At 40.1% G+C, this 23,321-nt stretch carries 12 protein-coding genes and 1 tRNA gene; 2 read left to right on the top strand and 11 right to left on the bottom strand.

The genetic code is table 11. The features are described 5' to 3' along the window. Window positions 1-134: 134 nt before the first annotated feature. The 6 genes from galB to IWX76_RS14870 form a co-directional block, all read right to left on the bottom strand. On the bottom strand, window positions 135-2,498 hold the full coding sequence (galB, locus tag IWX76_RS14845; RefSeq protein WP_196860818.1) for a beta-galactosidase GalB: 2,364 nt from the start codon (window positions 2,496-2,498) through the stop codon (window positions 135-137). 95 nt (window positions 2,499-2,593) lie between these two features. Next, the gene (locus IWX76_RS14850; RefSeq protein WP_196860819.1) at window positions 2,594-3,979 is read right to left on the bottom strand and encodes a hypothetical protein; all 1,386 of its coding nucleotides are present in this window, start codon (window positions 3,977-3,979) and stop codon (window positions 2,594-2,596) included. A 26-nt stretch (window positions 3,980-4,005) separates the two neighbouring features. Beyond that, window positions 4,006-5,598: a RagB/SusD family nutrient uptake outer membrane protein gene (locus IWX76_RS14855; protein ID WP_196860820.1), complete on the bottom strand. Its 1,593-nt coding sequence runs from the start codon at window positions 5,596-5,598 to the stop codon at window positions 4,006-4,008. Between the two features lie 20 nt (window positions 5,599-5,618). Beyond that, window positions 5,619-8,717, bottom strand: a complete 3,099-nt coding sequence (locus IWX76_RS14860) for a SusC/RagA family TonB-linked outer membrane protein (RefSeq protein ID WP_196860821.1) — start codon at window positions 8,715-8,717, stop codon at window positions 5,619-5,621. Between the two features lie 55 nt (window positions 8,718-8,772). Further along, window positions 8,773-11,625, bottom strand: coding sequence for a TIM-barrel domain-containing protein (locus IWX76_RS14865; RefSeq protein WP_196860822.1), 2,853 nt, complete (start codon window positions 11,623-11,625; stop codon window positions 8,773-8,775). Between the two features lie 137 nt (window positions 11,626-11,762). Further along, entirely contained in the window at window positions 11,763-15,869 is a 4,107-nt protein-coding gene (locus tag IWX76_RS14870; protein ID WP_196860823.1) for a hybrid sensor histidine kinase/response regulator transcription factor, read from the bottom strand. A gap of 231 nt (window positions 15,870-16,100) precedes the next feature. Here IWX76_RS14870 and selD point away from each other — a divergent pair, with 231 nt between their 5' ends. Further along, complete coding sequence (gene selD, locus IWX76_RS14875; RefSeq protein ID WP_196860824.1) at window positions 16,101-17,018, top strand: selenide, water dikinase SelD; 918 nt, start codon at window positions 16,101-16,103, stop codon at window positions 17,016-17,018. On the opposite strand, the gene IWX76_RS14880 is transcribed toward selD, so the two are convergent. The 4 genes from IWX76_RS14880 to IWX76_RS14895 form a co-directional block, all read right to left on the bottom strand. Then, window positions 17,015-17,935: a carbohydrate kinase family protein gene (locus IWX76_RS14880; RefSeq protein WP_196860825.1), complete on the bottom strand. Its 921-nt coding sequence runs from the start codon at window positions 17,933-17,935 to the stop codon at window positions 17,015-17,017. The genes selD and IWX76_RS14880 overlap by 4 nt on opposite strands. A gap of 38 nt (window positions 17,936-17,973) precedes the next feature. Continuing rightward, window positions 17,974-18,993 carry an AI-2E family transporter gene (locus IWX76_RS14885; RefSeq protein ID WP_196860826.1) on the bottom strand — a complete coding sequence of 340 codons (1,020 nt, stop codon included), beginning with the start codon at window positions 18,991-18,993 and terminating at the stop codon, window positions 17,974-17,976. Window positions 18,994-19,009: 16 nt separating this feature from the next. Beyond that, window positions 19,010-19,747: an MBL fold metallo-hydrolase gene (locus IWX76_RS14890; RefSeq protein ID WP_196860827.1), complete on the bottom strand. Its 738-nt coding sequence runs from the start codon at window positions 19,745-19,747 to the stop codon at window positions 19,010-19,012. Window positions 19,748-19,924: 177 nt separating this feature from the next. After that, window positions 19,925-22,345: a TonB-dependent siderophore receptor gene (locus tag IWX76_RS14895; protein WP_196860828.1), complete on the bottom strand. Its 2,421-nt coding sequence runs from the start codon at window positions 22,343-22,345 to the stop codon at window positions 19,925-19,927. Window positions 22,346-22,554: 209 nt separating this feature from the next. Here IWX76_RS14895 and IWX76_RS14900 point away from each other — a divergent pair, with 209 nt between their 5' ends. Next, window positions 22,555-22,992 carry a DoxX family protein gene (locus tag IWX76_RS14900; protein ID WP_334642024.1) on the top strand — a complete coding sequence of 146 codons (438 nt, stop codon included), beginning with the start codon at window positions 22,555-22,557 and terminating at the stop codon, window positions 22,990-22,992. A 93-nt stretch (window positions 22,993-23,085) separates the two neighbouring features. On the opposite strand, the gene IWX76_RS14905 is transcribed toward IWX76_RS14900, so the two are convergent. Then, window positions 23,086-23,159: transfer RNA gene (locus IWX76_RS14905), tRNA-Asn, on the bottom strand. Window positions 23,160-23,321 lie beyond the last annotated feature (162 nt).

Here is a 23,321-nt window from a genome sequence, read left to right on the forward strand (position 1 = left end):
AAAATTGAATTTAAATGGAATGAGCCCGATGGAATATCGGGCTCATTATAACAAATCTAATAATTAAATTTGTCTAAACTTTTGGGGGCAGTCCACTTGGAGACAGCCGCTTTTTTTATGCGCCATATAGAGACCTACTTTATCTCCAGTGTAATCTCGCCTGATACTAATCCTTTACTACTTGCGGTAACCTTAACGGTCGAGGAATTCATCCCACTTTTAATTATTGCTAGTGCTAAACCATTAAAAGCTTTACGGTGATTGGCTTTAAAAGACTCATGACTAATAGGACTTCCATTATCTACTGCAGCAAGCGTAGCATCACCTGCTATGCTAAAATTAATTAAATGGTCGGCATCAGGAATCAGGTTTCCATCCTTATCCATCACCTTAACAGTAATGAAAGATAAATCCTTCCCATCTGCTGAAAGTTTACTGCGATCAGCAATCAATACCAATTTCGCTGCTGGTCCAGCCGTATGAATCACCTTCTCCAAAACCACATTTCCTTTTTTGCGTGAAACCGCTTTTAGTTCACCAGCTGCATATTTCACTTTCCAGCTCACTTTCATGTCCTGGCCTTGTTTCGATTTTTTACCTAAAGAAGTGCCGTTCAGGTAAAGCTCTACCTCATCTGCCTGACTAAAATAAGCCAGTACATCTACCGTTTGTCCTGCTTTCCAATTCCAATGTGGAAAAACATGTAAAACAGCTTCGTCAGTCCAAACACTTTTGTATAGATAGTAAACATCTTTTGGAAAACCTGCAAGGTCCATGATACCAAAATAAGAACTTCTGGCTGGCCAAACATAAGGAGTAGGTTCACCCAGGTAATCGAAACCGGTCCATACAAAGATTCCCGACACTGCAGGATTGTACTCAGAAGCAATTAATGTCTGTTCATGTGATGAACCCCATGGTGTATAACAGTTATCGTATGCAGAACAGCTGAAATCAGCATTGCCCGTTAACAAAGGTTTATCCCATGCGGTAGGCCAAATGCGGATGCTATCTGCAGGATTATCATAATGACCTCGGGTTTGTAAAGCAGAAGTGGTTTCTGTTGCAATCAACTTCTTCCCAGGATATGTTTTATGGAAATCTTTCCACTTATCATGGTTGTAATTATAACCGATGATATCTAAAGCGCCCGATTTAATCAGGTTATTGTATACATTAATATCATTGTTTGCCGTCGTAATCGGACGGGTAGTATCCAGATTTTTAACAATGGCGGCAAGTTCTCTGGTGATTACACGCCCTACAGTATCCGCTCCGGTACCCCATTGCTCCTGAATTTCGTTACCAACGCTCCAAATAAATACAGATGGGTGGTTGCGGTCGCGTAAGATCTGATCTTCCAGATCTTTCTTGTGCCACTTGTCCCAATCCAGGTGGTAATCAAAATCAGACTTTTTCTTGGCCCACATGTCGAAAGCTTCATTCATTACAATAAAACCCATCTTATCACAAAGTGCTAATAAAGCTGCAGCAGGAGGGTTGTGTGCCGTACGAAGTGCATTAACACCCATCGATTTCAGAATCTCCAATTGTCTTTCTGCCGCGCGTACATTAAATGCAGTACCCAGGGCACCCAGGTCATGGTGGTTACACACTCCCCTTATTTTTAATGCTTCACCGTTTAAGATAAAGCCTTGCTCAGCGTCAAAACTAAAACTTCTAATACCTAAAGTAGTATGGTATGCATCAACCAATACTTTGTTTACCAGAATTTGTGTTTCCACCGTATATAAATAAGGTTGTTTATCTGACCATAATTTTGGGTTGGCCACTTCAATTTCCTCACTTAACCTGGTGTTACCGGTAAGATTTATCGGCTCCGTCGCACTTGCAACTAACTTCCGCTCTTTATCAAAAATCAGCGTTTTGATAACCGCCTGCTGTGTTTTCTTAGCCGGCGATTTAATGTTCATTTCAATCTTAACAGTCGCGGCTGTTTTACTAACAACAGGCGTCGTTACAAACGTACCCCATTGTTCAACATGTGTTGTGTTTGTCGTAATTAACTTTACATCTCTGTAAATGCCAGAGCCTGTATACCACCTTGCATTAGGCTGTTGAGAATTATCAACCCGCACAGCAATGGTATTTTTACTGCCGTATTTTAGGTATGGTGACAGGTCATATCTAAAAGCAATGTAACCGTTAGGTCTTTTACCCAGGAGATGTCCATTAATCCACACTTCACTATTTTTGTAAACACCATCAAAATCAATGGCTATATTTTTGCCTTTAGCAAGGGCTGGCACCGTAAATGTTTTACGGTACCAACCTATGCCGCCAGGCAAAGCGCCCCCACCTACAGTGGCCAGATGATCTTTACTAAATGATCCCTCAATTCCCCAATCATGTGGCAAATTTAACGTCCGCCAGCTTTGATCGGCAAATGAAGTGTTTGATGCCTGAGCATTATCGCCCAGGTAAAACTTCCAGCCTTGATTGAAGTCAGCCTCTTCTCTGGGCTTATTTTGCGCCATGATGGCATTAGAAAATAAGCAGAAAATGTAGACTAGGGTAAAAAAGCGCTTTTTCAATGTATATCTATGTTAATGAACTTATTTTTTTATTAAGATTACAATACGTAGTGGAAGGCAAACCACTCGTCTTTTTCTGCATTATAATCTACACCAAACCAAATACCCTTACTTTCTACTTTTCCTGGGAATGCTTTCACCACTTTGAAAGTGTTTTTAGCAGGAGACATCCAGTTGCCAGGATTTTGTATCAATAAGTTACCCACTAAAGTCACTTCATTTGTGGCTTCATTTACGGTAAACGTTCCAGTGGTGATCACACCATTTTGATTACGCGTATAGTTTTGTCCACCAATTTTATTAAATAAAATCCATGAATTAGCAGCAGCAGCATCCCAGCTGTCACTCCAGCCCCAGTCTCTTGAATCAGCATGCCCTTTAGTCCATCCCTTACCTTTTCCAATCCAGTCAATTGGATTACCTGTGGCATCTAATTTCCATAACCGGCCCGATGAGGTACCCGTTAACATGGAAACTAATTCACCTGCTTTAAAAGTTGGGTCAAAACCTTCATCTGGTCCGGTTACTGGTGGCACATAACTTTCTTTAAAAGCTTTAGTGATGAAATTATAAACAATCATCGCTTGACCTTCGCCATCCACATCTTTATCTCTGATCACACCCAATTGCATGGTGTTTTCATCCAAAGAAAGAACGGTGTAGTTAGTCCAGTTACTGATGCCAGTTATACCATTTTTAGCTGGTTTGTAACCACGTAAAATAGAGCCATTATTAACCGTCAGTTTTTTGGTGGTGGTATTTAAGTAATAAGTACCATTTTGGGTAATCCCATTTTCCATCGGTTTTACTGCTTTAAACGAAGCTGTACCTTTTAACCCGAAAGTCATTACCCCATAATCGCCTTGTGCCATCATTCCAGGATAAATATCTGCTGTGCCAGGGCCCCAGTTCCAGCAGTCGGTACCATAACAGCCACCATTTTCTTTTAGCCAGCCGTTATTTACCCCATAAAAAGATAAAGGACCAGCAAAGAAAATACCATCTGTATCAAGCAACCATTGTTTCTCATTACCAACGCCACCAGAAAGGGCAGTCCATAATGGGTCATTAACATATTGTAAATTGTCAGAAGTTACTTTAACAACTACAGAATCCATGTTAACAACCATGCCTCCGGTAGATACTGCAAATTTGATGGTGTAATCACCAGCGAAAGCAAACTTCACCGTATCCGTCATTCTGTTAGAGGTACCTGTTCCATAATCCCACATTGGCAGGGTACCTGGAGTAAGGTTTTTTAGGATTACCGTGTTTCCACCAGGGTCCGCCTGTAGATCCTGGGTTACTGTAAAATTAATATCAGCTTTATCAAGTACCTCACCCATCTTGTGCTCATCCTTTTTACAGGCGATCATCAACAATGGCAGCATCAGCAGCGCAAGGATTTTTCTATATCGTTTCATTTTATTACAATTAAATTGATGAATAACTACCAGCCTGGGTTTTGAACCAGTGTACCATTAGATAAATTGATCTGTGTATAAGGTATTTGTTGCAAACCTTTAGTTGCGATTACATTAGCAGCAGCAATGGACTTTTGCGCAGGTGCACCACCATTTAATACCGTAGTTGTTTCCGCAATCTGTTGCGCTGCTTTATCGATACCCTGACGTAACAAGTCATAATAACGGATACCTTCTAATGCAAGCTCCAAACGTCTTTCTTTAATGATGTTATCTGCTGATACTGTTAACGGTGTAAAAGCCTCTTTATAGGCACGTTGTCTTACCATGTTAAAATAGCTTTGTGCATTTGCACTTCCCAGTTCGGCAGCCATTAATAATACATCAGCATAACGGATAGAAACATAATCCTGAAATTGCGCAATCTGAAAATTAGAGTTACCATAACTTTCTGGCAATGGCTTTCCGTCCTCACCAATCATTACACTATATTTTTTACCCCAGTATCCGGTGTATTCTCTTGTTTTACCTTGATTGGTAAAAGGTAATTTTTCATCAACAATAGAAATAATGGAAGCCGATTTACGCGTATCTGTAGCAGCATACGCACTCCACAACTTCGGACTAACCGTCTGTCCACCCCATCCGTTTCCATAAGGAAAAATCGCCTGCTCTCTCATACTAACCATAACCATCCAGTGGTTACCATCAGTATTACCATTATAATCACTGGTGTAAGTATATTTAATAGCGAAAACAGTTTCTTTATTGTCTTCACCAGCATAACTGCCTACAGAGGCTGCTGGCCAAAGTTTTGCGAAATCTTCAACCAGGCCGTAACCACCGTTAGTAATTACATCTTCCATATAAGTTAATGCTTCGTTTTTAGAAACTAAGCCTACAAGGTCGCCTTTAGCATAATAACCAGTGTAAAACAAGAATACTCTTCCTAATAATGCTTCTGCAGCATATTTAGTTACACGTCCGCGTTCTGTAACCGGTTGAGCAGCATATCCAGTTGCAGGCATGTTGTCTGCAGCAAATTTTAAGTCACCAGCAATTACTTTATAAACCTCATCCGGATTGGATTGTGGAAGATTTTCTGCCGAAGGTTCTGTTAACAAAGGAATATTTCCCCATAAACGAACCATGTCAAATAATAAGTAAGCACGAAGAAAACGAGCCTCAGATTCATACCTGTTTCTTAGTGTGGCATCAGTTCCCCATTCAATCTGATCCATTTTACTGATCAACATGTTACAACGGTAAAGTGCTTTGTAATACAAAACCCAGTTACGTTCGTACAAGTTTTGATCCGATGGAGAACGTGCCTTATCGAATTCATCAATCATCTGGTAGTTAAAACCATCAGAATTTCCGGCACCACCAAAAGCGTTGTCAGACATTACTTCTGCCGCAACCGGCAATGCAACACCTTCAGACCATACCACTTGCAAGCCATCGTAGCAGCCCACTAATGCGGTATAAGCATCTTTTGGTGTCTTATAGAAATTCACATCTGTTACCGTCGTAATAGGTTCGGTATCCAGAAAACTTTTTTTGCAAGCCCCTAATGATAAAAGGAGGACTGCTATAGTACATATTTTAATAGCTTTCATAATATTTAAAATCAGGATAATTAAAATCTAATATTTGCGCCGAACATAAATGTTCTTGGTCTTGGGTAATAACCTACATCCACTCCAGATGAAAAGCCTTCAGATCCGTAACCGATTTCCGGGTCCATTCCATCATATTTGGTAAATGTGTAAAGGTTTAAAGCTGCGGCATATAACCTCACTTGTTTTAAATAACCTTTCTTTATCACTCTCCCCAAATCATAACCAACGGTTACATTACTGATTCTTAAATAATCTCCTTTTTGGATGTATAAATCAGAGAAATTTGTCCAGTTTCTATTATCTTCTGTTACACGAGGCATCGTATTAGAAGTTCCCTCTCCGTGCCACCTGTCTAAAATCCTGGCGGTGTGGTTTCCGTATTGATTCGATTGATTTCTATAAGATTGTACAATGTCATTTCCTGCAACACCTGAAGCAACAACAGAAACATCGAAACCTTTGTAATCAGCTGATAAGGTTATACCAAATGTATAATCAGGGTTAGGATTTCCAATCATTGTTCTATCTGAATTGTCAATTACACCATCACCATTCTGATCTACATATTTCACATCTCCAGGCATCGCTGTAGGCTGTATTACTTTACTACCAGATCTGTAGTTTGACACTTCAGCTTCATTCTGGAAAATACCTGCAGTTTTTAGACCCCAGAAATAACCAATAGGGAAGCCACTTTGTGCACGGTAGAATTCTAATGAATTATCAAATAGTTGACCCGTTAAACCGTGTACAATACCATCTGCTGTAGGAATGTTTCCTACTTCATTTTTATTGTAAGCACCGTTTACTCCAATCGAATAATTGAAATCACCAACATTGTTTTTGAAGGTCAAAGCCAACTCAATACCGCTGTTTTTCACATTACCACCATTAATAAATGGGGCGTCAGCACCTGCAGTAGCTAAAATTGGTGCAGAAATTAACCAATCTTTGGTCGTTTTTTTATACCAGTCAAAATTAACGGTAAACTTTCCATCAAGCATGTTAGCGTCAAAACCAACGTTAGCCTGCTCAGAAGTTTCCCATTTTAATCCAGGATTACTAATTCTGCTTGGATAAGCGCCAGGAATTAAAATACCCTCTTCACCAAAGTTGTAATTTGTATTATCTAACTTAATTGGCGCCAGGTATTGGAAAGCAGCAATATTCTGATTTCCTACTTGTCCCCAACTCGCTCTAATTTTTAAGAAATCTAACCAGCCTTTCTGGCCTTCCATAAAATCTTCACTTGTAACTACCCATCCTGCAGACACAGAAGGGAAATAACCCCAACGGTTTTGCGCAGCAAATCTTGATGATCCATCCGCTCTGAAGGTAGCGTTCAATAGGTATTTTTGTTTGTAGTTATAGTTTACCCTACCGAAATACGACATCCTGCGATCAGCATCATATGGCGCACCGGTAATAGAAATACCAGCTACTGTTTTACCCGTTGCATTGCTTAACCAGGCATGGTCTAAATCTTCAAAAATCAAATTTGTGTTACTTCCATAAAGAGAAGAACCATCTGATTGGTAAGCAGAACTACCTGCCATCACTTCAAATGAATGGTCGTTTTTTACATCAAATTTATATGTTAATAAGTTATCCCAGATTAACGATTTTCCTTTGTTCATCGATTGCGTAGCCCTGGTCGTAATGCTATAAGCATAAGCAGAAAGCTGATAAATTGGGGTAAAAGAGCGACTTTCGCCTGCACTATAATCCATACCTAAACTGGTGCGGAATGTTAAGTTTTTAATAGGTTGTACTACTAAATAAACATCACCTAATAAACGCTGGCTATTCCTTGTGTTCTGGTTATTATAAACCATTTGTGCATAAGGATTTGCCTCCCCATTATTCCAGGTAGAGTTACTGTTGTCAAAGAAGTTTCCTTCTTCATCATACATTGGCACAAACGGACTCACACTAAATGCAGCACGTAAGGAGTTGTTATATTGATTACCAACACCAATACCATTGTTTTTAATATCAGTATAAGTTAAATGCTGACCAACCTTAATAACATCTTTGTAAAAGTTGTGCTCACTGTTAATTCTAAAACTATAACGTTCGTAGTTAGATAAACCTTTACCACCAACAATACCTTCCTGGCCAGTGTACGACATTCCGGTAGAAAATACCGAAGCATCAGAAGCACCTGAGGCGCCAAATGAATAGTTTTGAGTTAAGGCATCCTTAACAAACATCTCATCCATCCAATTCGTTCCTTCACCTAAAGCAGCAATTTCTGCATTGCTAAAAAGTGGCTGTTTTCCACCGTTAATGGCAGCTTCGTTCATAATTGATGCATATTGAGAAGAATTTAACAGGTCTATCTTCTTTGGTACATTTTGTACACCTGCATAAGCATCAAAAGTAATCTGTGCAGACTGACCTTTTTTACCTGTTCTGGTGGTAACCAAAACAACACCATTTGCAGCTTGCGAACCATAGATTGCCGCAGAAGCCGCATCCTTAAGAATATCAATCGATTCGATATCCGCAGAGTTCAAATAGGTAATGTCATTAGTTAAAACCCCGTCCACTACGTAAAGCGGACCAGAGTTACCAATTGTACCCAAACCACGGATGGTTACTTTCATTCCTTCTCCTGGCTGACCAGAAGTAGAAGCAATTTGTACACCCGGACTTTGTCCTTGCAGACCTTGCAATGCGTTAGTTGTGCTCTGTCTCTGCAAAGTTTCTCCTTTTACCTGCACTGTAGCGCCAGTAATCAGTTTTTTCTGTTGCACACCATAACCAACAACCATCACTTCATCCAGTTCGTTGTTAGATTCAGCAAGACCTACATTAACAATGTTACTTTGTCCTACGGTAACCTCTTTAGTGGTATAACCAATAGAACTTACTTGTAATACATCGCCTGTTTGTGCATTAATCACATAAGCACCATCATTATTGGTTCCGGTTCCACCGGTTTTGCCTTTAACTTTTATCATGGCACCTGGTATCGGCATACCATCCGATGTACCCGTTACCTTTCCGCTAATCTGCTTCTCTTGTGCGTTTAATGCGGGACTTATCATAAGTAATGAAAGAAAAAGCAGCAGAAAAACGCTTTCTCTTTTTATTCCCGATTTTTTTTTCATGCCGTTCATCATAATGTTGTAAATAATTGATTCATTTATTGGGGTTTTTATTTGGTTATAATTTAATTACTGTTTGTTTACCTGAATATTTCACTTCGTGATCAGCCTTTTGGTTAAAATCGAGTGATTTTGCTTGATTAGCCGAAATCACCACTACCCTGATGGTTCTGTTTTGCAACATTCCTTTAAAAGTGCCTTTACGCGCAGCAATCGTTAATGATTTTGTTGCTTCGCTATAATTAAAATCGATGGTTGCAAATGCACCTTTCTCGTAATTGTAGTTAGTGCCTTCATCTTCATAAAGCGAGAAAGTAGCATCCTTACCTGTATACACAAATAAGGTAAGCGGATCGGCAGGTTTTTCTGATGTATATTGTAAAGATGGGCCTGTTGGTAATATCGTACCTTCTTTCACATATACTGGCATCGTTTCATAGGGTGCATCAGCTTTGATTTCCTGCCCACCATTATAAAATTTACCAGAATATAAATCAAACCAACCCTGGCCCGATGGAAGGTAAACCTTGCGGTTTCTGTCTTTATAAGTATATACCGGATTGATTAATAAGGAAGGGCCAAACATAAAGGCATCGTTTAAGTTAGACGCTTTTAAATCCTGAGGAAAATCCATCATTAAACCACGCATCATGGTATAGTCCTTTTGATACGTTTGTCCGGCCAATGAATAAATATAAGGCATTAAGCGGTACCTTAACTGGTTATAATATACCATGCTTTTATAAGCAGGATGATCGGCTGGTGCAATATTGTAGATCTCCCTGAACGGATACTGACCATGTACTCTAAATAAAGGAACAAAGGTTCCAAACTGGTACCAACGTGCATTTAATTCACGCCATTCTTCTAAATCAGCACCCTTTGCTTCTTCGTAGCGTTTTTCAACAGAAAAACCACCAATATCCATCGTCCAGTAAGGCATTCCTGATAGCGAGAAGTTAACACCTGCACCTATCTGTGATTTCATATCTTCCCAACGGGAAGCAATATCACCACTCCAGGCGGCGGCAGCATAACGTTGTAAGCCTGCATAGGCAGAACGGGTTAAAATAAATACCCGATCATTTGGTTTCACCTGGCGCTGACCTTCATAAATACCTTTAGCATTTACTAATGGAAATGCATTAAAATAAGTAGTCGAAGAACCTGCATATGTTGGGTTCATCAAATCTTTCCGGTGTTGTACAGAAATATTAGAGTGCATATCCGGTTCTGTGGCATCCATCCACCAGGCATCAATGCCCTTGCTGTATAACCTTTTATTCATCAGGCTCCATAAGGCTTCTCTTGCTTTCGGATTAAAAGCATCATAAAAAGTGTTTTCATAACCTTTGCCTATCCAGTCGCGACGACCTTCTTCAATATTTCTCTTATATAAGAAGTCTTTTTTATCAAATTCATCATAGATATCAAAACCTTTATTAAACTTCGGCCATACAGAAATCATGATGTTCACGTTCTGTTTGTGTACCGTTTTGATCATATTATCCGGGTTTGGAAAACGTGCTGGATCAAACTCCTGGCTTCCCCATTCTGGTTCTTTCCAGTAGGACCAATCCAAAACAATGTTATCCAAGGCAATTTTACGATCACGGAATTCTTTTACGGTCGACAAAATATCGTCCTCAGTTTTATACCGTTCACGGCTTTGCCAGAATCCCATGGCCCATTTAGGCATTAACACTGCTTTACCTGTTACGGTACGGTATCCAGAAATTACCTGATCTGCATTTAAACCTGCAATAAAGTAATAGTCAACCGCAGCACCAGATTCAGAGTGTAAGGCAAAAGTGTTTTTCAATTCTTCCGGAGCCGGAGTTAATACCGTCAAGCCTATATAAGACTCTGTGCCATCTGGCAGCCATTCCATCTTAAACTTAACTTTTTTGTTTTTTACCAATTCCATATCCACAATTGCAGATCCTGGATTCCATGCTTGGCGCCAATATTCGGCAACAAGTTTACCATCTAACCATACCTTAATATAACCAGCATACTTTAACTGTAATTGGTATAAGCCGCCTAAGCCACTTTCCACATCGCCCTCATAAGTAACTATAGCATCGTTCATAGCTACACCAGCTGGAAATTTATGCTGATCGCTTAACCAGTTCTGAGAGATCTCAGAAACCGGACGCGTTAGCACAACTTTTTTAGGTGCCGACTTTAATGCATAACTAGCGGTTAACCATCCTTCTTTGCCATCTTTAGAAATCAAGCGTAAAGCATTTAAATCATCATACTCTCGCATATCACCAGCACGGGTAATGGAGTAGTTATCCCATAAAATACCATAACCTTTATTTGATATCACAAATGGCACAGCAATTTCCGTGTTGTATTGTACAAGATCAACACGGCGACCTCTGTAATTTACCAGGCCCTGCTGGTGCTGTCCTAAACCATAATAGGCTTCATTTTCTTGCGCATCAAATAACTGTGCAACCTGGAATGACGGCTCACCATTATATACTTTAGGCAGTAACGCCGGAATAGCATTTTTACTTTGTGCCAGGAGTAACTGGTTGTTCTGATCAAGATATGTAATTAGTCCTGTTTTTGTAGATACCTGCACTTTTAATGCTGCGGTACTTAATACCACAACTTCATTTTCTGATTGTACAGAAAACTTAACATTTGTACTTGATGGTTTAACAGACATCAAACTCTTATCTGCAGGAAAATCTTTTCCAGAAATAGAAGTAACATGAATAATCTGATCGTTTACCGGTTGAAGACGAATCTTTTTAACGCCGGTAACGGAGTTTGGAATTGAAATTTCAACCCCTGAAGATGTTTGTTGATAGACGTTTTTTTCTTGTCCGTTCACCTGAAGGCAAAAGAAAATACTGCCGAAAAGAATAACGGATTTGACCCTGATTTTACGCATAGTAATAATACTGTTTATACTCGGTTTATTAGTCCCTAAAATATCAGGATTGCACTTAGCACAGGGTATGCATATGATAACAATTAGGTATCGATATGTTAACAGTACAGGCTTAAGACCATTCAGAAGCTATTTTGCTAAGAATTTGATGCCGCATATACGGATGGCAGCACATCAAACTCCTGCTTAAAATATTTACTGAAGTGTTTAGGATTGCTGAATCCAACGGTATAAGCTACCTCGGCAATAGTCATTTGCGACTTCAGCAATAAGGGTTTTGATTTTTGTAAACGGTACAAACGGATATACTCTAGCGGTGTTTTTCCGGTTAACGGAAGTATCTTTTTATATAGCCCTACCCTGCTCATGTGAAGATCGGCACTTAACTGATCTACCGTATAAGAAGCATCTCCTAAATGCGCTTCCAGAAGTAAAGAAAGTTGCCTGATAAACTTATCATCCACCGATTCAATGGTCGTCTCCGCAGGTTTAAAGTCTACCTGCTTTTGATAGGTTTTTTTCGACAAAGCTTGCTGTTGCAACAAGTTTTTAATCTTTGATTGTAAAATCCCGAAGTTAAAAGGCTTAGTCATGTAGTCGTTGGCACCTGTTTCCAAACCATTTAACTGTTGCGCCTCTGTGGTCAATGCTGTTAATAGAATCACCGGGAGATGTGCCGTACGTTTATCCGACTTGATTTTCTTACACAAATCCGTTCCATTCATCTCCGGCATACTCACGTCACTCACAATCAGGTCGGGATGGCAAGCCAGAATTTTCTGCCATCCATCCTTACCATTTACGGCCTCCACAATTTGGTAATACTCTTTCAGGTTATCCTTAAGGTAAAACCTGAAATCATCATTATCTTCAACCAACACCAGTACAGGTTTTTTGCTTTTCGCATCAACTTCTTGTTCCTGTTGGTTACTTTGCGGTTGTTCAATCAGTGGTTGTGATATCACCACTTCTTCTGCCTGCACCGCTTCCTCCGCAAACCACAAGGTAACAGTAAACGTACTCCCTTTATTTACTTCACTATCAACAGTGATGGTACCGCCATGCATCTTTACAAACTCTTTAGTGATGGATAATCCAATACCACTACCCTGGTTTACCATAGAGTCAGGAATTTCATCCTGGAAAAACCGCTCGAAGATCAGCTCATGTTTATCCTTTTCCATACCGATACCCGTATCCTGCACCACAATCTTTAATTCGGTTTTATCCTGTTCTATGGTCCGGGCATGCAACATCAGGGCTACCCTGCCTCCTGCAGGTGTAAACTTAAAAGCATTAGACAGCAGGTTAAAAACAATACGCTCCACCTTATCAGGATCAAAAAAGGTCACCATGCTTTTCCGGTCTGTAGAAAAGCTTAACCTGATGTTATTGCGGTCGGCCACATCCGTAAATGAATAACATAACTCCTTAATAAATAACACCAGGTTATCCTGCTTAAGTTGCAACTTCACCTCATGAACCTCCATCCTTCTGAAATCCAGCAACTGGTTAACCAGGTTTAACAACCTGCGCCCGTTTCGCTGAATCATCTGCAGCTGGGTTTTCTCTCCCGGAGCGGCTTCTTTAATCAATTTTTCCAGGGGCGTGATGATTAACGACAAAGGCGTCCTGAACTCATGACTCACATTAGTGAGAAACTTAATTTTTAGCAAATCAAGCTCATGCATCCGCTTTGCTTGCTGCCGCTCCTGTTCCAGCAAAAACTTATTTCGCGCCTTTCTTATCCCTGTGCGTCTCAACAGGAACAAGGTGCCGCCAATACAAAGAATGTAAATAAGGTAGGCCAATTTAGTTTTCCAAAAAGGAGGCAAAATGATTACCTTCAAACTGGTTTCGTTATCCAGCCAATTTCCCGATGCATCGGTAGATACCACCTTGAACACATATTCTCCAGGGTCAATGTTCGTATAAGTTGCCCGTCGGTTATTTTCCTGAAGCTCCTGCCACTGCTGATCGAAACCCTCCAGTTTATATTTATACCTGATCTTTTGCGGACTAAAAAAGTTGAGTGCTGCAAAATCCAGGGCAAAACCATTCTGGCTGTATTTCAACTCCAGGGTATCTGTAAAATGAAGTGAATTCTTCAGGAGCACCTGGTTGTCGACTATGGCACCCACACCTACTTTTTTATTAGCTAATTGTAAATCCGATAAAACTACCTGGGGCTTGCTGTCATCCTTCTTAATATTTTCAGGCCTAAAAACATTAAAACCATTTGCCCCGCCAAACAATAATACACCAGACCGGGTTTTATACCCTGCATTTGCATTAAAAGCATTTCCTTGCAAGCCATCTTGTTCATCAAACTTCCTGAAGAAATAAGTGAAGTCACCTGTGGCTGGTTTATTTACCCTAATGTTAAATAAACCATTGGCCGTACTTACCCATAAATTCCGTTGGTTGTCTTCAATAACTTTCAGGGTCGTTTTTTCTGTAAGGCCATCTTTCTCTTCAAAATTTCTGAACTGCTTACTTTTCGGATCAAACCTACTCAACCCATCGCGGGTAGCTATCCATATGTAACCATGACTATCCTGCATCAGGTCGTAAACAATATTATTGATCAGGCCTTTGCTTTGTCCCGGTGTATTTTCATAATGTATAAACTTACCATTGGTTTGTAGCACATCAATCCCATCGGCACTACCCACCCATATGTTGCCAGCTTTATCTTCAATCAAACAAGAAATGAAGTTAGACTTTACACTATTAGGCGCATCTGCTTTATAATGATGAAAAACGCCTGTTTCCCGATCCATGCGATCCAGCCCACCACTCAAAGTGGCTACCCAAAACCGGCCCTTACTGTCCTCCAGGATGTCCCAAACCCGGTCATCGGCTAAACTTTTAGGGTTATCAGGCTGATGTTTATAATGCTTGAATTGCTTACCATCATACCTGTCAAGTCCCCCAAAATAGGTACCGATCCAAAGTATCTTTTGTTTATCAATATAAAGACTCACAATAATATCGTTGCTAATGCTGTTAGGGTTACTAGCATCATGGCGGTACCGTTTGAACTGACCGGTTTTACGGTTAAAATAGAACAGTCCGCCGCCATTGGTACCAATCCAAAGATTTCCCTGGTCGTCTTCAACAAAACGGTTTATGTCATCATAGGTTAACCCATTCGGGTTTGAACCCTGGTGACGGTAAAGCGGGAACTTTAAAATCTTCTCATGATAATAACTGATTCCTTTTTTAAAGGTACCGATCCAGATAATTCCCGATGTATCCTTATATATACTGGTGATGCTATTCTGCCCAATGCTCTTTTGGTCATCTTCCCGGTTAACCAGGTAACGGATACTAAAATCACGTTTATTTAATAGGTTTACGCCCCCATGGTCAGTGGCAATCCATATTAATCCATTATTATCCTGTAGAATTCCATTGATCAGGTTATTGTTCAGGCGCATTACACCTTTGTCAACAAAACGTTTTTCACCTGTAGCTGGGGCATAATAGTCAATCCCCCGCTGGTTGTTTAAAGTATATATCCAAAAGTCACCCTGTTTGTCCAAAAACATCTTAAAGTCCTGATAATCCGTGGTCTTCATTTTTTGGAATACCAATAAACGTTGTTGAACTTTCCCTGTTTTCCCATCAAGTCTCTCTAAGGTTTTATCCTGATGGATTACCCAGATTTCACCTTTCGGACCTTTTTGTATAGCAGACACCGGTGCTTTTGCTAAAGAACCTTTACTCTTCCCATCGCACTTTAAATGTATCGTCTTTCTTGTGGACACCTCATATTTAAAGATCCCTTCCTCAACGGCATTAAACCAAAAGTTACCTTCGTCATCTTTTAAAATATCCCTAATCGTTTTTGTCACTATGTTTAAGCCTTTCAAGTAAGCTTTTACATCACGGCTAAAAGTTTCGTTTAGGCCATTATATATATTTGGCCCGCTTCTGGTTTCAATATAAAGGCGATGGTCAGGTAACTCAAAAATATCAGTGATAAAATCATTACTAATGGAAGTAAGGTCTCGAGGATCGTGTTTAAAAACTTTAATGGCGTAACCATCATAACGGTTTAAACCTGAGAATGTTCCAAACCATAAAAACCCTTTGGCATCCTTTCTTATTGCATTAACCTGGTTATGAGAAAGGCCATCACGCAAGTCGATACTGGAAAACTGAATCTGGTTGGGTTGTCCGTAAACCGCTGTAACGACAAAGAAAATAACAAGGAAAAGAATTGTATTGAGGCGCAAGGTTATTAACTAAGTTAGTTTATGGTTGGTTAGTATAAGCAAACTTACAGATTTTTTTAAAGTAAAAACAAGGATTATGAAACCATATGCTAGTTAAATAACAGTAAAAGAGGTCAATCAAGCTGAAAAGAAGAATAACGAAAACTTTATTCTAATATATCATGTTGTGTATATAATGGTTAAACCTAATTGATCCTGACTCAAGTGTCTCACCTATAATTCTACATCATAATGAATACCGTTTTCAACAATAATACACCAGTTTTAGATTTAGGAAACGGCACCGCCCTTATCTCCATTGCAAATTTCTTTAAGCCCATAGTTGACGACCTTAGTGATTTTGGGCGCATCGCAGGTGCAAGCGTGATTAATAGCGTGTATGCCCTGGGCGGTAAACCTTTATCTGCTAGAGCCATTTTAGGATGGCCTGCTGATCAGTTTTCTCTGGAAGATGCAAATCAGATCATGAAAGGCGCAAGAGTGATTTGTTCAGAGGCTGGAATTATACTTTCTGACCAGCATCAAATTAATGCTGCCGAGCTGGTATTCGGTTTAGCGGTGAATGGTCTTATAAATAGTGACGAGTTAGTTCAACATTCTAATGCAATATCTGGATGCCGCCTTTATCTCACAAAACCCCTGGGCTTAGGCATTCTTGCCACCGCCAAAGTTAAAGGGTTATTAACACCTGAAGACTCGGATTTAATGTTAAAAAGCATGCTTACACTTAACAAATTAGGTCAGACATGGTCGCAAATTAAAGGGGTAAAGACCATGACGGAGGTTACAAGTATTGGTCTATTAGGTCATCTAATAGATATATGTGAAAAAAGTGGACTATCTGCCGTTATCGATTTTAAAAGTGTGCCAACTATCCACTCCATTATGTATTACGTGAGCAAAAATTGCTGTCCCCCAGACTCATTGAAAAATTGGAAAAATTATAAAGATAAGGTTAGTCTGCTTACAGAAAAACAAAAACAGATACTTGCAGATCCAGAAATTGGTGGTGGGTTATTGGTAGTCGTAGCCGACGAGGGTGTTGATGAATTTGAAAGTTTGCTAAGTTCCAACAAGATTAGCGCCAGGTCATTTGGCTGGCTAAGAGAACCAAATGGTGGCGAATTAATCCAGGTAATTCCGGATTAGTCAATATTCAAATTCTTTTTCCAAATATAACGCGTAAAATCATATTTAGAATATGGTGGACAGGCACCTGGTTTGGCAGTAATAAATGCCCCCATGGCCACGGCATAATCAAGTGTAGCTTCTACAGTTTGCTCGCTTAGCTTCATGGCAAGGAAAGCGGCCAGAAATGAATCGCCACTACCAATAGTATCAGCCACCCTTGTTGGATAAGCTGGGTAATCATACCGATAATTTTCTGTGTAATAAGTAGCCCCTTTACTGCCTTTGGTAATGACCATTTCTGCCATCTTAAAACGGTTAAACAGCATATCAATCGCTTCTTCTTCCTTACGGCAATTTTTACTGTACCAACCAGCAATCAGCAATAACTCACTGCTGTTTAACTTCACCAAATTTGCTCTTTTAAGCAGGTCGTCAATAACATTAGGTTCATAATGGGGTGCACGAAGATTCACATCAAAAACATGGTAGCTGCCATATTGCAGCATTTTATACAACGTTTCTCTGGAGACAGTGTTTCGGCCACTCAGCGACCCAAAAACAAAAGCTGCGGCTTCATCAAGTAAAGGAGCATACTCAGGTTTCCAGCTGATAAAATCCCAAGCCACCGGGGATAAAATTTCATAACTCACCTCTTTTGTTTCGGGGTCAATGTTAGCTTCCACTACACTGGTTTCCCGCAAATAATCAACCTGTATCCGGTTTACCGGCAGGTCCATTTCATTCAAAAAGCTAATCAAAGCATCGCCTGAAGTATCTTGACCAACACGACTAATTAACTGGCTATCGATGCCTAGTCGGTGTAAATGATAGGCCACATTCATAGGTGCGCCACCCGGTCTGCGTCCCTCAGGTAGGTTATCCCATAATATCTCTCCAAAACATACAACTGATTTTTTTCGGGATTTGTTATTCATAACAAGTGATGAGTTTTATACCTAAGATACATAAAACATCAATCACCACCTATCAAAAAACCATATGGCTTAAGTATGGGCACATGATCGAAAAAAATCTTAAGCATGCCCAGAATCGGGATGGCCAGAATCATGCCCGCAATACCCCAAATCATTTCCCCAATAACGATAGCGATAATCGTAAACAATGGATTAATATTAACCTGCTTACCTACAACCATAGGTTCCAGCACATAAGTCTGTATAAATTGCACCACTAAATACGTTACCACTACGCCAATAAGCATTTTACTATCTCCCCCCTGTGCAGTAACGGCAAGCAGCGTAATCGCAGTGCCGGTGAGGTTACCAATAAAAGGAACGATCTCCAGCAGGCCACACAATACCGCAAAGAAAATAGCGCTTTTTACACCTACTAGGCTAAAACCTATGCCATACATTACCCACAACATCCCAATCATCATGGCCATACCACCCAGGTATTGTCTTGACACCTGCACAGATTGGTTAACTATGTCACCGGTGTTGCTTTCTTCACCTCTTGGAACCATTTTTATCAGTGCTTTTTTAAGGTGTGAGCGATAAAACAACAATAAAAACAGGTATACGGTTACCAAAACCGTATTGATCAGCACACCGGTAACCCCAGCAGCAAAACCGAAAAGCATATCGCCACCACCGCCAGCCTGACTTTCTTTAATTACTTCCTTTTGCTGTGCATGCGTAATGCCTACAGTAGTATTGATCCAGTTTCTAATCTGGTCAACGAAACCAATTAATTTGCTCTGCATATTGCCCATTTGTGAAGCGAAGTCATTGAGCTGCCAGGAAAGGAAAAAGAACACCAGACCTACAAAGGTATATAACGCTAATACTGCTAAAAAAGCAGATACTCCGCGGTGCATACCTTTACTTTCGCACCAATTACACACTGAAACAAACAACATACTTAGTATGCCGGCAAGTGCCAGGGGAATTAAAAATTCGCGGGCGATATACAAAATGCCCACCACCAGGGTAAATAAGAAAAATACGTTTACAAGTCGCTGTAGCTTCATAGTCAGGTTAAAATTATCAAATAATTAGTTTCATTCCATCATGGGCACAAGGCAGTTCCACCTGATCAGTAGCATCAAGCATTTCCTGATCAAAATGTGTAAGCAACAACTTTTTACATTGCAGTTCGCCGCGGTGTTGCATCATGGTATGGTAGTTCAAATGTCCCTTTACAACAAGGTTGAAAAAAGTGCATTCGCAAATAAACAGATCGGCATCCTTCGCTAAATTGATCAGGTTGTCGCACCAGGAAGTATCGCCAGAATAACTGATCACTTTATCACGGAGCTGAAACCTTAAGCCATGTGGCATGGCTTGTTCTGTATGAACAACTGAAAAAGCCTTCAGTGTAAAATGGTCTGTGATTAACGCTTGCGCTGTGGTGTATGCGGTGTAAATAAATTGGCTGGAGTCCAGGTTTCTTGCCGAGCCTGGATACAAAAGATCAAAAAGCTGTTGGGTACGTTCTTTAATGCCTGGCGGACCAATGATATACAATGGTTTAAGCCTCGGGGTTTGCAGGCTATCTAACAACAAAAAAGGTAATCCTCCAAAATGGTCACCATGTAGATGAGATATCAGCACATAGTCGAGCGTAGCAATATCTACATGGCTTTTTTTCAAAGCTGGGCCTGATGTAGCCCCACAATCGATTAATAACCGCAGCGCACCACTTGATACATAAAAACAAGTGTAATGGTTTCCACCGCTGCCAAAAGCATCTCCACAGCCAATAATTTCTAAGTTAACCTCCATCCTGTATAATCTATCAAGGGTTATACCCCTTATGTTTAAACACAAAAAGAGAGCTAAATGTTCGGGCAACCACAGCTTAACCCCAACTGCAATTAAAATTCACTTTTGATTTAATTCGAACACAAACCAAAAAATCCCGCCAGGGCGGGATTTTTAAATATTAATACCAGGTGATGCTTAGAACTTATAGGTAAGTACCCCTGAGAAATTTCTTGGTGCTACCCTGTCAATAAAACTGGTACGATAAGCGTCGTATCCTACTTTATCGAAGACATTATTGACCAATAACCGCAGACCGATATTTTTTGTCAGTGGGTAAGCTACCTGTGCATTGACAATGGTATATGCTTTATTGTACCATGGTGCCGTATTCGGGTCAATGGCATGGTATTGCACCCCATCCTGCGTCCAGTCATTATATGGACGCTCGCCCAGGTAATAAACGCCTGCACCAATATTCAATCCATCTAAAACATTGTTTTGGAAAGTATAATTAGCATAAATGTTATAGGTATGTTTTGGTGTGTTGTTTGGTGCAGAGCCTGGAATAAAGGTCGAGTGATCTTTGTATTGTGCATCTATATATGCATAACCGGTAACTACTTCCAGATTTGGCAATATTTTACCTGTTAACTCCACTTCTACCCCTTTACGTTCGTCGTTACCGCCTTTAGCATAATAACCAGTGGGTTGTACAATACCATTCTCATCAACATTGAAAACCTCCAGGTTCATGTCGCTATTGTTGATTTTATAAAAAGTGACATTGAAACGTAAACGGTCATTGAACCATTCAGATTTGATACCTGCCTCGATCTGGTCAATACGCTCAGACCCTAGTGCTTCGCCATTAATGTCAACCACTGATGCTGAACGTGGGTTGGTGCTATTGGTGTAAGATCCAAATACATTGAATCCTGGCTTTAAAGTAAACATTACCCCAGCCATCGGGTTCCAGAAACTTGAAGTAACACTTTCTACCCCATCATCTTTGGTTTTATTGGTGCTGTAACGAACTCCACCATAAGCTCTGGCCCAGTCTGTAACCTGGATCACATCCTGAATGGTGATACCAAAACGGTAGTCGTACGACTGTGTTTCATTGGTGATGGAAAAAGGAGTTAAGCCTGAAGGAAGGATGTTGGTCACCGTAGTTGGATCTAATACATTGATCTGATCTACCGCAATGGTGTTATAAGTTGGCTGATACAGGTCCATGTAACGGTAATCTGCACCTACCTGGAAAGTATGTGAAATACCACCGGTTTTAACTTTCTGGCCAACTAAATCCAACTGGAATACCGTGTTTTTATCTTCACGGGTTGAGTTATGAGCAATAGAGCGATTATATATGTTAACCTGATCTACATTGATGCCTGCACCTTTTGCTGCAGCTAATCCACTTTTAATTCCATCACTATCATAATTAGAGTGGAAAACCGCAGCACGTAAATAGAGCTGATCATTCAGGTCATGTTTAAAACGCGCGGTATAAGTGCTGTGTTTAGTATCCGTTTTATCTGATTCAAACCCTAAAAACCGTTCAGTCGGAAGGTCATAAATTTGGTTCTGTTTGTTACCTACAGCTAAGTTTACCGTCCCTACATCAATTCCCTGTTTCTCCTTCAGGTAATCCATTTCTAAAGTTAAGGTGCTTCGCTCAGTTGGGCGCCATTCCAACGATGGGTTAATATAAAAGGACTCATTACCCATGAAATCACGGAATTTACCCCCATTTTCATAAGCACCGTTTAAACGCACGGCCAATGTTTTAGACTCATTAACCACACCTTGAACGTCAAAAGTTGGTCTGATCAAACCCCAGCTTCCTGCACGGAAAGACACCTGGCCTGTATTTTCAAACTTAGGTGTTTTAGTCACCACATTAACAATTCCACCTGGTCCACCTAAATCTGTAGAAGCACCCATGGTGATGGCACTGGCACCTTTTAACACTTGGATACTCTCCACACCCTGCATATCCGTCGAAAAGCCTTGTCCGCGAAAATCCGTCATCACCCGCACACCGTTTTTCAAAACAGGGATGCCCCTGAAACCACGTGAAGAAATACTTTCTTTTACGCCACCATAAGTAGAATAGGTGTAAACGCCGGGTACGTTACGTACACCTTCAATTACACTCAGGGCACCTTGTTGTTCAATCAGTTTATTCGATATGACAGATATACTCTGGATCTGCTCACTAGCTTTTAGCGGTAGTCTGGTAATGGCATCTAACTTTTCTGTTGGTTTATTGGCCGTACCAAAAACCTGCACTTCAGATAATCCGTTTAATGCTGGCTGTAATGTGAAATAGACTTCTTTCGTTTCTGTTCCAACTTCGATTTCCGCAGTTTTCTGCTGATAGCCAACCAATTTCGCTTTAATCGTATATTTTCCTTGAGGTATGTTATTAAAACTAAAGTTTCCATTTTCATCTGTTCTGGCAGCCGCCGAAGAAGGTGAGATGTTCATGTTTACGGAGGACAAGGCCTCCCCTTTTTCGTTGATAACCCGGCCTTTGATTTGTACATTTTGTGAAAAGGCAACGGTAATCTGCATTAAGCTTAATACAAGGATGGAATATAGTAACTTCATTTATTATTTAGATTTATTCTTAACAGCCGCAAAAGTACTAAGGTTATTGAGATTTGCAAAGGTTATTTAGAATAATTAAAAACAAAATGGAGAGGTTGCTGTATTCTACCGGATGTATATAACTAGGTATAATTATGGTTTACCAATGGGATGTAATTTACAATTCCTGCACTATTTATGGCAAAAAAATAATCTTCCAAAAAATTAATATGAAAAATGACTTTATGGAAAACATCAAAATTAATTTGGTTCAAAAGATATTTAGCATCGTTCTGGGGCTATTCATGATCCTTGCTGCTATCGGGCATTTTACTTTCCAAAGGGCAGAATTCCAGGCACAGGTACCAAATTGGATACCTATCCATAAGGATGTGATTGTTATTTTATCTGGGCTTGCAGAAATTTCCCTGGGACTAGCTATAATATTTTGGACGAAACAAAAAGCTACAGTAGGAATTGCGCTTGCCCTATTTTATGTCATCATATTCCCTGGCAATATTGCCCAATATTTAAATCATACAGATGCTTTTGGACTAAACACTGATCGCGCACGTTTAATCAGGTTATTTTTCCAACCTGTGCTCATCATTTGGGCCTTATGGTCTACAGGTGCGCTTACTTATATTAAACGTAGATTTTCAAAATAGGCGACTACTGCATCTATCGAAAAAAAATATTAATGTGGAAAAAGTGATTAAATAAAAAAGGCAAGCGACCGTTTTACCGTGCTTGCCTTTTTGCTCCCAAGACTGGGCTCGAACCAGTGACCCTCTGATTAACAGTCAGATGCTCTAACCAGCTGAGCTACTTAGGAGTCTTTATTCCCATCCAAATTCCATTTTAAGTGATTAAAACTTGCTTCGTTTTGGGATTGCAATATTAGGACTATTTTCTGGTTTCTGCAACAGCAATTTGAAATAAAATCAACAAAATTGATAAACCATTGGTTTCCAGCAAAAAAACAACTGCAGAAGTG

The sequence above is a fragment of the Pedobacter sp. CAN_A7 genome (genome assembly GCF_015752175.1).
Lineage (GTDB): Bacteria > Bacteroidota > Bacteroidia > Sphingobacteriales > Sphingobacteriaceae > Pedobacter.